At 73.8% G+C, this 14,195-nt stretch carries 7 protein-coding genes; all 7 read left to right on the top strand.

Annotated elements, in window-relative coordinates:
- Positions 1-2 precede the first annotated feature (2 nt).
- The 7 genes from AQI94_RS23065 (at position 3) to AQI94_RS23035 (ending at position 14,156) form a co-directional block, all read left to right on the top strand.
- Positions 3-302 carry a hypothetical protein gene (locus tag AQI94_RS23065; protein ID WP_031048262.1) on the top strand — a complete coding sequence of 100 codons (300 nt, stop codon included), beginning with the start codon at positions 3-5 and terminating at the stop codon, positions 300-302.
- 237 nt (positions 303-539) lie between these two features.
- Complete coding sequence (locus AQI94_RS23060; RefSeq protein WP_037942834.1) at positions 540-779, top strand: MbtH family protein; 240 nt, start codon at positions 540-542, stop codon at positions 777-779.
- Between the two features lie 143 nt (positions 780-922).
- Positions 923-2,275 (top strand): condensation domain-containing protein, encoded by a 1,353-nt coding sequence (locus tag AQI94_RS23055; RefSeq protein ID WP_031048267.1) that lies wholly within the window; start codon positions 923-925, stop codon positions 2,273-2,275.
- Complete coding sequence (locus tag AQI94_RS23050) at positions 2,266-3,579, top strand: MFS transporter (RefSeq protein WP_031048271.1); 1,314 nt, start codon at positions 2,266-2,268, stop codon at positions 3,577-3,579. Before AQI94_RS23055 ends, AQI94_RS23050 begins: the two co-directional genes overlap by 10 nt.
- Before the next feature lie 8 nt (positions 3,580-3,587).
- Positions 3,588-4,631 (top strand): TauD/TfdA family dioxygenase, encoded by a 1,044-nt coding sequence (locus tag AQI94_RS23045; protein WP_031048272.1) that lies wholly within the window; start codon positions 3,588-3,590, stop codon positions 4,629-4,631.
- Positions 4,632-4,633: 2 nt separating this feature from the next.
- Entirely contained in the window at positions 4,634-8,473 is a 3,840-nt protein-coding gene (locus AQI94_RS23040) for a non-ribosomal peptide synthetase (protein WP_051832362.1), read from the top strand.
- Positions 8,466-14,156, top strand: a complete 5,691-nt coding sequence (locus AQI94_RS23035) for a non-ribosomal peptide synthetase (protein ID WP_062229910.1) — start codon at positions 8,466-8,468, stop codon at positions 14,154-14,156. The genes AQI94_RS23040 and AQI94_RS23035 overlap by 8 nt, the downstream gene beginning before the upstream one ends.
- Positions 14,157-14,195: the final 39 nt, after the last annotated feature.

Below are 14,195 nucleotides of genomic sequence, written 5' to 3'. Positions count from 1 at the left end.
GCATGGACATCATCTACACCAGCCTGAACCGTCGCGGCAGGGTCGCTGCCGACCCGACGAGCGAGGTGTCCGAGGTGCTGGGCGCCCTGTGGGCCCACTCGACACGCGAGGACGGTTTGGAGCACGCCTCCGGCCGTGCCGAGAGAGACCGGGTCGACCTGTTGATGTACCTGCTCACTCTCGATCCCGCCGCGCCCGGTTTCCGCAGCGCGACCTGTCGTATCAACGCCCTGCTGCACCGCTGCCATGCGGCTTCACCGCTGATGCAGCGCCGCTATCTGCCGCCCGACGAATCGGTGTAGCCGCGCCACCGACCGCTTATCGACAAGCCGCCGCGGCAAATCTTTGTCGCTCTTCCCACTTTTGCTGCGGGACAGCAGTCCGCCCTTTGCGATTCGCAGCGCGCCGTATTCCGAAGCGATTTCCTTTCGCCCAGTTCTGCCTTCCTCTGTGCCTTCCCCTGGAAAGAGGCGATCAGCCATGCCTGCCATCTGCCGCCGCACCTTTGCGGTCGCCGCTGTCTCCGTTAGCGAGGTGTGATGTCGAACCAGCTCGACGACCCTCAGGGCAGCTTCCACGTCGTCGTGAACGGCGAGGGCCAGTACTCGATCTGGCCCGAGTCCGCGGACGTCCCGACCGGATGGTCGGTCTGCCACGGCGCGGCAGACCGGTCCTCCTGCCTCGAGTACATCGACACGCACTGGACCGACATGCGTCCGCTGAGCCTGGTGGCACACATGGCACAGGCTTCCGCCGACGGCCGGGGAGAGCGGCGATGACCTCCGTACGGCAAATGGCTGGTGCGTCGGGCGGGGAAAGAATGACGCGATCACGCCTGGACGCGATATCTCCCGCGAAGCGCGCGCTTCTGGCGAAGCGTTTGGCGGGCGGCGGCGGGCGGCCCGGTGCTGTCGGCCGGCCTGTGGACGAGACGGAATCCGCTCCCCTTTCCGCCGATCAGCGGAGCGGACCGCTCAGCTTTCCCGAAGAGCGTTTCTGGATCGCGTACTCCTTTGAGGACCAGTCGTCCGCCTATCACGTCCCCGTCACCCTGCATCTGCGCGGGGCCCTGTCCGTGCCGGCCCTCACCGAGGCGCTGCGGACACTGACCGTCCGGCACAGCATCCTGCGCACGCGCTATCCGATCGGACCCGAGGGCGAACCGATCGCGGTGGTCGGTGATGCCGAGCCGGTCGAGCTGCCGTGCCGGGACCTGGAGGGGGACGTGTGGGAGCTGCTCGACCGTGCCGCTGCCGCGCCGTTCGACCTGGAGGTCGACGCGCCGATCCGTACGGTGTTGCTGAAGGTCTCCGACGACGAGCACTACCTGCACGTCACGCTGCACCACATCGTCACGGACGCCTGGTCGACCAACATCCTGCTCCAGGAGCTGACGACCGCGTACAGCGAGCATGTGCGCGGCGAGCGGCCCGGGCTTCCCGAGCTCACCGTCCAGTACCGCGACCACGCCCGCTGGCAGCGCACCCAGGCGGAGCCTTTCGCCAGGCAGCTGGCCTACTGGCAGGAGACACTCGACGGCGCTCCGCGTGACCTGGGGCTGCCCACCGACCGGCCCAGGCCGACGGCGCACCGGCCCCTGGTACCGGGACGCTGCATCACCACCGCGATCCCGGCGGATCCGGCCCTGCGGCTGACCCGGGGCACGGGGACGACTCTGTTCATGGTGCTGCTCGCGGCCTACTCGGCGGTCCTCGGCCGCCGCGCGGGCCGCCGGGACGTGGTGGTCGGAACGCCGGTGGCGGGCCGGCCCGACCCCGCGGTCGATCCGCTGATCGGCTGTTTCATCAACACGCTCGCGATGCGGACGGACCTGTCCGGCGACCCCACCGTCGCCGAGCTGCTCTCCCGGGTGCGGGAGCGCACGCTCCACGCCTACGAGAACCAGGACGTGCCGTTCCAGCAGGTCATCGAGCGCGTCGGCGAGCGGACCGACGGCCGCAAGGCGCTGTTCCAGACCTGGCTGGCCCTGCAGAACGTTCCCGACGCCCCGCTGGAGATGGCCGGCCTCGAGGTCGAGGAAGCCGCCGACGTCATCGAGGCGACGAAGTTCGACGTCACCTTCCATCTCCTCCCGGCGGGGAACCGGCTGGAACTTCGCGTCGAGTACGACACCTCGCTGTTCGACGAGGAGACGGTGCGCGGCCTGGCCGAGGAGTTCAACGCCTTCCTCACGGCAGCCGCGGCCGACCCGGACCGGCGGCTTTCCGAGATCACCGTCCCCGCATCCGATCTGGAGGTTCTCCAGTGGCGGTAACCGCCAAGCCGGGCTCCCTCTTCCGGCACCGAAGTTTCTTCCTGCTGTGGTCCAGCCAGTCCGTCTCGTTCCTCGGTACGCAGATCACCTATGTCGCGCTCCCCCTGACCGCGGTCCTGGTCCTGGACGCGACGGCCATGGAGTCCGGGCTGGTCGGGGCGCTCGAAAGGCTGCCCTTCCTGCTGTTCGGGCTCTTCGTCGGCGTGTTCGTGGACCGGCGGGCCCGACGGCCGATCCTCGTGTGGACCAACGCCGTCCGGTTCGCCGCGCTGGCCTGGATCCCGTTCGCCTACATGCTGGACATGCTGACCATGGCCCAGCTGTTCCTGGTCGTCTTCGTCGTCGGCACGATGACCGTGTTCTTCGAGATCGCCTATCCGTCCTACGTGCCCGGCCTGGTCGGCCGCGAGCGGCTGATGGAGGCGAACGGGAAGCTCCAGGTGTCGGAGTCCGTGGCGGAGGTCGTCGGCCCCGGCACCGCCGGTGTGCTGATCAGCGCCCTGAGCGCGCCCGTGGTGATCCTCCTGGACGCCGTGAGCTACGCCGTCTCCGCCCTGAGCCTGATGAAGCTGCCGTCGGACGCGGCTCCGCACGCCCCGAAGGACGCCGACCGCAAGGCGCCCTCGGTGTGGGCGTCGGTACGCGAGGGCTTCAGCGTCATCAAGCAGCACGCCCTGCTCCGCTGGTGCACGGTGGCCGCCGTCTTCACCAGTCTCTTCTTCAGCGCCGTGATGGCCGTGTACTTCCTCTTCCTCATCAGGGAGGCCGGGGTCGGGGCAGCCGAGATCGGCGTGATCACGGCGATCGGCAGCGCCGGCGCCCTGTGCGGCGCGCTGGTCGCCGACCGGTTGACGCTCCGGCTCGGCGTCGGTCCGACGCTCGTCCTGTCCCTGGTCTTCCCGGCGTTGGGCTACCTCGTCCTCGCGAGCGTGCACGGGAACTCCGTCGCGGCGGTCGCGACCGCGGCGGTCGCGAGCTTCGTCGCCCTCTTCGGCATCCCGGTCTTCGACGTCACCGTCATCAGCTTCCGGCAGGCGGTGACCCCGGACCATCTGCTCGGGCGGGTGAACGCCACGGTGCGCACCTTCGCGTGGGGCGCCCTCTCGGTGGGTTCGCTGCTCGGTGGCGCGCTCGGTACCGCCCTGGGCCTCAGGCAGGCCGTCCTGGTGTCGGCGATCGGACTGTTCGTGCCGTCCTTGATCCTGCTTCTCTCCCCGGCTCGCGGTGTGCGCCGGCTGGACGAGGCCGCACAGGCCGCGTCCGAGCCGCAGTCCCCCCAGCCGTCTCTCCAACTCGACCAGTGAGGACCATCATGACCGCAACGTCTCCCACGGGCGTCCGGGGCATCCGTCGCCGTGTCGCCGTGTCCGGCACGCAGGAACTGGTGTCGGTCAGCCACAGCCGGCACTCCGTCATCTCCGTCGTCGCGCCCACGGCGCCCTCGGTCGACCTCGTCCACTGGGTGGGCACGAACCGCTCCCGCGTGGAGGCGCTGCTGGGCGAGCGCGGCGCGGTGCTGTTCCGGGGCTTCCCGGTGTCCGATGCCGAGGACTTCCACGCCGTCGTCAAGTCGTGGTCCCCCGAACTGCTCAACTACACCTACGGATCGACGCCGCGCAGCCGCGCGGACGTGGCCGGGGTGTACACGTCGACCGAATATCCCGCCGACCAGACCATCCCGCAGCACAACGAGATGGCCTACGCGCGGATCTGGCCGACGCACCTGTGGTTCTACTGCCACCGGGCAGCCGTCGCGGGCGGCGCGACACCGCTCGCGGACAGCCGCCGGGTCGCGGCGCGTCTGGACCGCTCGCTGCTGGACGAGTTCGCCCGGCGGGGGGTGCGCTACGTGCGCAACTACGGGACCGGGTTCGACCTGAGCTGGCAGCAGGCGTTCGAGACCGGGGACCGTGCCGAGGTCGAGGCGCTCTGCCGGGCCCAGGGCATCGAGTTCACCTGGTACGGCGACGAGCAACTGCGCACCTCGCAGATCTGCCAGGCCGTGATCCGCCACCCGGTGACCGGGGCCGAGCTCTGGTTCAACCAGGCACACCTCTTCCACACCTCCGCGCTGCCCGCCGAGGTGAGCGCCGAGCTGCTGGACGGCGATCCCGCGGACATCCCGCGGCAGGTCTACTTCGGGGACGGCGAGCCCATCGAGGACGCCGTTCTCGACGAGGTCCGCGCGGCCTTCGACGCCGAGACGGTGCGCGAGCCCTGGCAGGAGGGCGATGTCCTGCTGATCGACAACATGCTCGTCTCGCACGGGCGGGACCCGTACGAGGGCCCGCGCCGGGTCCTGGTGGCGATGACCGACGAGCACAACGGATCTCAGAACGAATGTACGGGGGAATGAGAATGACCGCGGTCGAACCCGAGCGCATCGAGGGTTACCAGCTTTCGCCCCAGCAGCAGGCGGTGTACCTGCGGGAGGGCGCGCGCAACCGGGCCGAGCGCAGCGTGTGCTGCCCGTCGAGGATCGCCCCGGGCCCGCTGGCCGCGCGGCTGGCAGCGCTCGTCGAGGAGCACGAGATCCTGCGGACCAGGTACGTGGCCCTTCCCGGGCTGCGGCAGCCCGTCCAGGTGGTGGACGCGGCCGGACCGGTCGACGTCGAGCCCGGACCGCTCGGCAGCACGCTGCTGCGGGCCGGCGAGCTCACGGTGGAGCACACCGAGAGCCCGGACGGCACCCTGCTGCGCCTCGGTCTGCCGCGGCTGAGCGTGGACCGTACGACCTGGAGCCTGATCACCGGGTTCCTGCTCGGCGAGGCGCCCCGGAACGGCGACGCGCAGTCCGCGGAGGAGCGGCTGCAGTACGCCGACGTCGCCGGCTGGCTGGCGGACGAGCTCGCCGCGTCGGAGCCCGCCAAGGAGGCGGAGCAGACGGAGGGGACGGAGGAGACGGCCGGCACCCGGACCGCGCTCCCGTTCCTCGCGCCCGCCCCCCTGTCCGACCCCGACGCCGAGCCCGAGACGCTCACCGTGACGGTCGAGGGTCCCGCGCTCCAGCGGCTGCGCACCGCCGCCCGTGACCTCGACGTGGACGAGGCGGCGCTGCTGCTCGCCGCATGGCGGTCCCTGTACGCGCGCTACACCCACAACAGCGACGACCGGGTCCTGGTGGTCACGGACGGGCGCTCCGCGGACGGACTCGGCGCGATGCCGGGCCCGTTCGACCGCCCGGTGGTCACCCGGCTGCCCCTCGCCCCGCAGGACGCGTACGCGAGCGCCGCGCGGGCCGCGGCCCGCGCCCTGCGGGACGCCGCGGCCGAGGAGTGCCACAGCGATCCGCGGACCGCCGTCGGCGACGGATCCGGCCCCGTACTCTCCTTCCGCCACCAGCGGGACCCTTGGGCCGCGGTCACCGAACCGGGGCTCCTCGACAGGTCCGAGACCCCCGGCACGCTCCACCTGGAGTGCGTCGAGGGCCCCGAGAGCCTGTTCCTGACGTTCGCGGGCACCGGCGCCCGGATCGCCCCCGGTGACCTGGTACCGCTCGCCGAGGCGTACGAGCAGCTGCTCGCCGACGCCCTCGCCGACCCCGGTCGGGCCGCGGGCACGCTGCGTCTGGTCGCGGCCGCCGTGTCCGAGCCGCCGGCCCAGCCCGCCGACGAGCCCGAGACGGTGCTGCGACGCTTCCTGGAGCAGGCCGGGCGGACCCCCGATCTGGTGGCCGTACGTTGCGGGGACGAGACGCTGACGTACCGCGAACTGGCCCGGCGTGCCGAGGCGGTCGGTGCCCTGCTGCGCACGCGGGGGGTACGGGCCGGCGACCGGATACCTCTGCTGGCCCCGGCGTCGGCGGACACGCTGGCCGCCATGCTCGGCATCTGGCTGGCCGGGGCCGCGTTCGCGCCCGTCGATCCGGCCTGGCCCACGGACCGCGTCGAGGCCGTGGTCGGCCGGCTCGGCTCCGCACCGGTGCTGGTTCCCCGGGCCGCCGCGCACGTCGCGCTCTCCGTGCCCGCGCTGCCCGTGCCGGACGCCGACGGCCTGTCCGAGGACCTGGCCCCGGCCACCCCGGCCGAGGGCCCCGCGTACGTCATCTTCACCTCGGGCACCTCGGGGCTGCCGAAGGGCGTCGTCGTCGGCCACCGCCAGCTGGCCCACTACGCCGACGCGGCCCTGGACCAATTCGGGCTGCCGGACGGCGCCGGATTCGCGGCCGTGTCCACGCTGGCCGCGGACCTCTCCTACACGGCCGTGTTCCCCACGCTCGCGAGCGGCGGCTGCGTCCATCTCTTCGACCCGGACGCCGCCACCAGCCCGCGGGTGCTCGCCGAGCGGCTGCGGGCCCACCCGGTGGCCGCGATGAAGCTCGTCCCCTCGCACCTGTCCGCGCTGCTGGCCGAGGCCGACGACCCGCGGGAGCTGCTCCCGCGCGAGGTGCTGGTGCTCGGCGGCGAGCCGCTGCCGCGCGCGCTGCACGACCGGCTGCGCGAACTCGCCCCGCAGCTGCGCGTGTTCAACCACTACGGGCCCACGGAGACCACCGTCGGCGCCTCGTGCCTGCCGCTGGGGGCGGCCGTCGACGAGCGGTGCTCCTCGGTGCCGGTGGGCACCGGCCTCGGGCGGAACACGCTGACCGTCGTCGACGGCGAGGGCCGGCCGCTGCCGCCGTGGTGCCCGGGCGAGGTGCTGATCAGCGGCCCCGGCGTCGCCCTCGGCTATCTGTCCGAACTGGACGAGGGCCGCACCGGCTTCGGCCGACCCGGCGACGGGGCGGGCTACCGGTCCGGCGACGTGGGCCGACTGGTGCCCGGCTTCGGTGTCGAGGTCATCGGACGCCTCGACGACCAGGTCAAACTGCGCGGCTACCGGCTCCAGCTCGGCGAGGTCGAGGCGCTGCTGCACCGGCAGCCCGGCGTACGCGCCGCCGCCGTGGTCGCGCGTACCGACGAGAACGGCCTGGTGTCCCACCTCGACGCCTACGTCGTGGGCGCCGCCGAGGGGAGCGCCCCGTCGGTCGCTGACCTGCGGACCGCGCTGGGGAGCGAGCTTCCCGCGGCCCTGGTCCCGACCGGATGGCAGGTCCTGGCACGGCTGCCGCTGACCCGCAACGGCAAACTCGACCGGAAGGCCCTGGCGCCGGTGGAGGCGCAGCGCACCCGGGCCGGCCGCCCGCGCGACGCCGTCGAGCAGCGGCTGCTCGTGCTGTGGTCCGAGGTCCTGGGCGTGGACGGCATCTCACCCGAGGACGACTTCTTCGAGCTCGGCGGACACTCGCTGCGCGCCATCAAGCTGATCTCCCGCACCAACGCCGCCTTCGGCTGCCGGCTTCCGATGTCCTCGATCTTCAAGGCGCGGACCGTCGCCGCCATGGCCGAGCTGGTGCGCGGCAGCGACGCGCAGGACACCAACCTGGTGCCGCTGCGGCACGCCAAGGGTGCCGCCCCCGTCTTCTGCATCCACCCCGGCGGCGGCAGCACGCTCAGCTACTGGGAACTCGCCCGTCTGCTCCCGGCCGACCGGCCCGTGCTCGGCGTCGAGTCCTGGGGGCTGCACGGCAGGCCGCCGCACCGGGACTTCCGCGAGATGGCCGAGAGCTACGCGGAGACCATCGCCGCGGCCTGCGACGAGCCGCCGGTCCTGGTCGGCTGGTGCTACGGCGGGCTGATGGCCCTGGAGACGGCCCGGGCCCTGCGCCGCAAGGGCTGCCAGGTGGCCACGCTGGTGATCGTCGACTGTCCGGCTCCCGGCTACGGCGAGGAGGACGAGACGGGTGAGGCGCCGCAGCCGCTGACCGAGTCGGTCCTCGTCGGCCGCTTCGCCTGGCACTACGAGCTTCAGCTGCCCGACGAACTGCCCTCGGGACCCGCGGCGTACGACCTGCTCCTCGACGCCATGCAGAGCAAGGGCCATCTGCCGCCGACCGCCGGCGAGGAGGAGCTGCGCACGCTGTTCGACGTCTACGCGGCGAACATGACCGCGCTGGAAGGGCTCGCCGAGGACACGGACGACCCCACCCGGATTCCCGACCACCCCGTCCTGCTGGTCCGCGCCGAGCCCGCGGGCGAGCCGCAGGACGAGGACCGGAGCTGGGGCTGGCGTGCGCTGGTCGGGCCCGGCCTCTCGTTCGCCTCCGTCGACGCGGACCACCACGGCATCATGCGCGCGCCCGAGGCCGGCGAACTCGCCGAGCTGGTGACACGGGCCATCGAGGAGCCCTCGGCGCAGGGGCGGGGCAGCCGTGACTGAACGTCAGCAGCCGCTCCCCGAGCCGGCCGCGCTCCGGCTGCCGGCCGACCGGGTGCCCTCCGCCGAGCGCCGCCGAGGGACCCAGTCCCTCACGTTCACCCTGGACCCGGCCGCGGTCCGGCGCCTCGACGAGGTCAGCGGGGCGCACGGAGTCACCCGCGCCACCACGCTCCTCGCCGTGTTCCAGCTCGTCCTGGGCCGGCACGCGGGCGTGCGGGACTTCGGCATCGACGTACCGCTGCCGGCGGACGACGGCTCGGCCCCCGGCACTCGGGTGGTCAGGGCGCGCTGGGAGGACGGGCAGCGCTTCGCGGAGTTCCTGCGCGAGGTGGACGCGTCCGTACCGGCGGCCCCCGGGTCGTCGGACGGGCCGGGCACCGTGCCACCGTTCCGGACCGCGGACCTGTCCGTGGCGTGGGAGGCGGAGCCGGCCGCGGACTCGGGGCCGGGCGCGCTGCGCGCCACGGCGGAGTACGACGGCGACCTGCTCGACCGCGCGACCGTCGGACGGCTGACCACGCACTACCTGACCCTGCTCGCATCGGCACTGGCCTCGCCCGGGGCACGCATCGCGGACCTCGCGCACACCACGCCCGCGGAGCGCGCCCTGCTGGCGGCGTGGGGAGCCGAAGAAGGCGCGGCCCGCGCCGAGAACGTCGTGGCCGCCTTCCGGGCCCGGGCCGAGGCCACCCCGGACGCCCTCGCGCTGGTCTACGGCGACGAGACCCTCAGCTACGCCCGGCTCGGGGAGCGCGCCGCGCACATGGCACGGCTGCTCACCGAGCGCGGTGTCGGGCCGGAGAGCGTGGTCGGCCTCGCCATGGAGCGGTCGGCGTCGCTCGTGGTCGCGATGCTCGGCGTCCTCACCGCGGGCGCCGCGTACCTGCCGCTGGACCCGGGACACCCCTCAGCGCGGCTGGCGTTCATGGTGGAGGACAGCGGGGCCTGCCTGGTGCTCGCCGACCGGGACGTCGACTTCGCCGACGGGGTGCCGGTCCTGCGGACCGACGCCCTGCCCACGCCGCGCGCCGGCCTTTCCCGGAGCGCGGAGAAGGCGCCCGCGGTGCATCCGGAGCAGCAGGCGTGCGTGCTCTACACCTCCGGGTCCACCGGCCGTCCCAAGGGCGTCGCGATCACCCACCGCGGGATCGTGCGCCTGGTGTGCGACGCGGACTACCTCGGCTTCGGGCCCTCCGACGTCGTCGCCCAGGTGGCCAACACCTCCTTCGACGCGGCCACCTGGGAGGTCTGGGGCGCCCTGCTGAACGGCGCCCGGCTGGTCGGGATCCGCAAGGACGAGGTACTCACCCCCGACCTGCTCCGGGCCCGTGTCGAGGAGCACGGCGTCACCGCGATGCTGCTCACCACCGCCCTCTTCCACCGGTGCGTGGACACCGCGCCGGCCATGTTCGCCTCGCTGCGCACGCTGTTCTTCGGCGGCGAGGCGGCGGACGCGCGGCGGGTGGCGGCCCTGCGCTCGGCCGCGCCCGGGCTGCGCCTGGTGAACGCCTACGGTCCCACCGAGGGCACCACCATCGCCAGCACGTACGACGTCGTGGACCCGGCGCCGGACGCGGCCCGGGCGCCCATCGGCCGGCCCATCGCCGACACCCGCCTGCATGTGCTCGACCGGTACGGCCGGGAGTCCGGCATCGGTGTGCCCGGTGAGCTGCACATCGGCGGCGCGGGCCTCGCGCGCGGGTACGTCGGACGGCCCGACCTGACCGCGGAGCGGTTCGTGCCGAGCCCGTTCGGCGTGGGCGAGCGCCTGTACCGCACCGGCGACGTGGTGCGCTGGCGCGAGGACGGTGTGCTCGAGTACCTGAGCCGCGCCGACATGCAGGTGAAGATCCGGGGCGTGCGCATCGAGCCCGACGAGATCGCCGGCGTGCTCGCCCTGCACGAGGACGTGCGGGCGGCCGTGGTCGACGTCCAGGGCGCGGACGGCTCCGAGCGCCTCGTGGCGTACGTCGTCCCGCGGGGCGAGCGGCGGGCCACGCCGCGCGAGCTGCGCGCGTACGCCGCGTCCCGGCTGCCCGAGGCGATGGTGCCCGCCCGGTACGTCACGCTGCCCGAACTGCCCGTCACCCCCAACGGCAAGCTGGACCGACGCGCCCTGCCCGCGCCGACGGACGAGGACGGTGTCCAGGCCGAGACGTACGTCGCGCCGCGCGGCGCGACCGAGGAACTCGTCGCGCAGGTCTGGGGCGACCTCCTGGGCGTCCCGAGGATCTCCGCCCACGACGACTTCTTCGCGCTCGGCGGTCACTCCCTCCTCGCCACCCAGGCCGTGACACGCGTCGCGGCACGGCTCGGCGTGGAACTCGGCGTCCGCGCGGTCTTCGAGGCGCCGACGGTCGAGGGGTTCGCCGCGCGCGCCGCGGCGGCCCGCCGCGGCGACACCCATCCGCCCGTCGCCGTCACCGGCGACGGCCCGCACCCGCTGTCCTTCGCCCAGCGGCGCCTGTGGTTCCTGGACCGGCTGGCCCCGGGCAGCGCCCTGTACAACGTGCCCCTGGTGCTCGCCGTCGACGGACCGCTCGACGTGGCCGCGCTCGGCGAAGCAGCCCGGGCGCTGGTGCGGCGGCACGCCTCGCTGCGCACCCGGCTCGTGGCGGACGGCGACGAGCCGCTCCAGGTGGTCGACGCGGACGCCGAACTCCCCGTCCGGGTCGAGGACCTGCGGCACCTGCCGGACGCGGTGCGCGAGCGGGAGGCCGACGAGCGCGCGCGGCGCGAGGCGGAGCAGCCCTTCGATCTGGCCCGGGGGCCGTTGGCCCGGGTCCGCCTGCTGCGCCTCGCCGAGGAGCGGCACCTGCTGCTGCTCACGATGCACCACGCCGTCTCCGACGGCTGGTCGGTGGGCGTCCTGATCCGCGACCTCGGCGCGCTGTACACGACGGCCCGGGGCGGCGCGGCGGCACCGCTGCCGGCTCTCCCGGTCCGGTACGCCGACTACGCCGAGTGGCAGCGACGCTTCCTCGACGCCGGCGCGCGGGACGAGCAGCTCACGTACTGGAAGGACCGCCTCGCGGGCGCCCCGGCCGGCCTCGATCTGCCGACCGACCGTCCGCGTCCCCCGGTCCCCCGCAACTCGGGGGAGGTGTTCCCGCTGCGGCTGACCCCCGAGCTCACCGAGCGCCTCGGTGCGGTGAGCAGGGCGCACGGCGTGACCCGCTTCATGACGCTCCTGGCCGTGTTCCAGCTCGTCCTGGGCCGGTACGCGCAGGCGCGGGACGTCGTCGTCGGCTCACCGGTGTCGGGGCGCACCCGGCCCGAGTTCGAGGACCTCGTCGGCTTCTTCGTGAACACGCTGGTGCTGCGCACCTGCTGGGAGGACGGACTCACCTTCGCGGAGTTCCTCGCCCGGGTGCGGGAGACCACGCTGGGTGCCTACGAGCACCAGGATGTGCCGTTCGAGCAGATCGTGGAGGCGGTACGGCCGCCACGCGACCCGAGCCGGACGCCGCTGTTCCAGGTGATGCTGGCGATGCAGAACGCGCCAGCGGGCACCACCGCGCTGCCCGGTCTGACGGTGTCGGTGCGCGAAGGCACGGTCAGGGCCGCCAAGTTCGACCTGACCGTGGCCTGGGAGGAGGCGTCGCTGGACGCCGGCGAGCTGTGCGGCTCGGTCGAGTACGACGTCGACCTCTTCGACCGCGCGACGGTCGAGCGGATGATGCGCCACTACGTCACGCTCCTCGACTCCGCGCTCGCCGCGCCCGGCGCCCGCCTGACCGAACTGGGGATGATCGGCGCCGAGGAACTCGCCTCCCTGGTGGGGCCGGTGGCCGAGGCGCCCGTGCGGCCGGCCACCACCCTGCACGCGCTCTTCGACGCGGCGGCCGCCCGCACGCCGGAGCACCCGGCCCTGGTGCAGGGCGACCGGTCGATCGGCTACGCGCAGCTGCGCGAGCGCTCGGACGCCGTGGGCGCGTATCTGCGCGCGCACGGCGTGGGCGACGGCGACACCGTCGTCGTACGGATGGACCGCTGCCTGGCGTGGCCCGCCGCGCTGCTCGGTGTGCTCAAGGCGGGTGCCGCGTACGTCCCCGTCGACCTCGGCACCCCGCCGGCACGCCTCGCTCATGTGCTGCGTGACGCGGCGCCCGCCCTGGTCCTAGGGTCACGCGCGGACGGTGCGCCGCCGGACGTGGCGGTGCCCTTCGCCGCCGTGGAGGACGCCTTCGAAGCCGGGGCCGAGCCGCCCGCCGGGGAGCACGCCGGGCACCCCGCGGCGACCGCGTACGTCCTGTACACCTCCGGCACCACGGGCCGCCCGAAGGGCGTGTGCGTGAGCCACGCGAACCTCGTGCACACGCTGGAGGCGGTCGCGGACACGTACGGACTCGGCACACAGGACCGGGTCCTGCAGTTCGCGTCGCTCACCTTCGACGTGGCCGCGGAGGAGCTCTTCGCGAGCCTCGTCCGCGGCGCGACCGTCGTCCTGCCGCCGGCGGGACCGGTGCCCGGCATCGCCGAGCTGACGTCCCTCGCCCGGCGCGAACGTCTGTCGGTGCTCAACCTGCCCGGGTCGTACTGGCACGAGTGGGTGTCCGCCCTGGACCGGCACCCGCCGGCGGAGTGCCGGGCGCTGCGCCTGGTGATCGTCGGCAGCGAACGCGTCGACGCCGGCAAGCTCGCCGAATGGCAGGCCACCGCGCCCGCGCACATCCGCCTGCTCAACGCCTACGGTCCGACCGAGACGACCATCACGGCCACCGTCCACGAGCCGTCCGCCGGGACGGTCCCGGGGCGGGCGCCGGGCGGCACGGTTCCGATCGGCAGGCCGCTGCCCGGGGTGCGCGCCTATGTGCTGGACGCCGCGCTGCGCCCGGTTCCGCAGGGCGTCCCCGGCGACCTGTACCTCGCGGGCCCCGGTGTCTCGTACGGCTACCTCGGCGACCCCGGGCGCACCGCCGGGTCCTTCCTGCCCGACCCCTGGGGACGGCCCGGCGAGCGCATGTACGCCACCCGGGACCGTGCCCGCCGCCGCGCCGACGGCGAACTGGAGTTCCTCGGGCGCACCGACGACCAGATCAAGCTGCGCGGCTTCCGTATCGAACTCGGCGAGATCGAGGCCGCCCTCGCCGCGCACCCGGGGGTGCAGGACGCGGCGGCGGTGCTGCGCGAGGACACCCCCGGCCGGCCCGAGCTCGTGGGATACGTGGCGCTCACCGGTGCCGTGTCGGAGGCGGAGCTGCGCGCGGACCTGGAGCGGCGGCTGCCGGGCTACATGGTGCCCACCGCGATCGTCACGCTCGACCGGCTGCCCCGCAACGAGCGCGGCAAGACCGATCGGCGCGCCCTGCCGGCCCCCGTGCGCCCGGAGCGGGCGAACGCGGTGCCGGACGCGCCCATGGGCGACCTGGAGCGTGTGGTCGCGTCGGTCTGGCGCGAGGTCCTCGCCGCCGAGCACGTCGGCGTGGACGACAACTTCTTCGAACTGGGCGGCCACTCGCTCCTCGTCGTGCGGGTGCAGGCCCGGCTGACCGAGACGCTCGGCACGGCGGTGCCGGTGGTCGACCTGTTCCGGTACCCGACGGTGCGCACCCTGGCCCGGCACCTCGCCGCCGGCGAGGGGGCCACGGCGGCCGCCGGCGGCGAGGGGCGCCGCCGCGCCGCCGCCCGCCGGCAGCTGCAGGGCGCTCGGGCCGCGCGGACCAGGAGACAGACGACATGAGAGCGCAGACGCCGCGGACGGATGTGCAGCCACCGATGA

This window comes from Streptomyces pseudovenezuelae, assembly GCF_001513955.1.
In the GTDB taxonomy this organism is placed as follows: domain Bacteria; phylum Actinomycetota; class Actinomycetes; order Streptomycetales; family Streptomycetaceae; genus Streptomyces; species Streptomyces pseudovenezuelae.
This window is presented reverse-complemented; position numbering and strand designations above follow the sequence as displayed.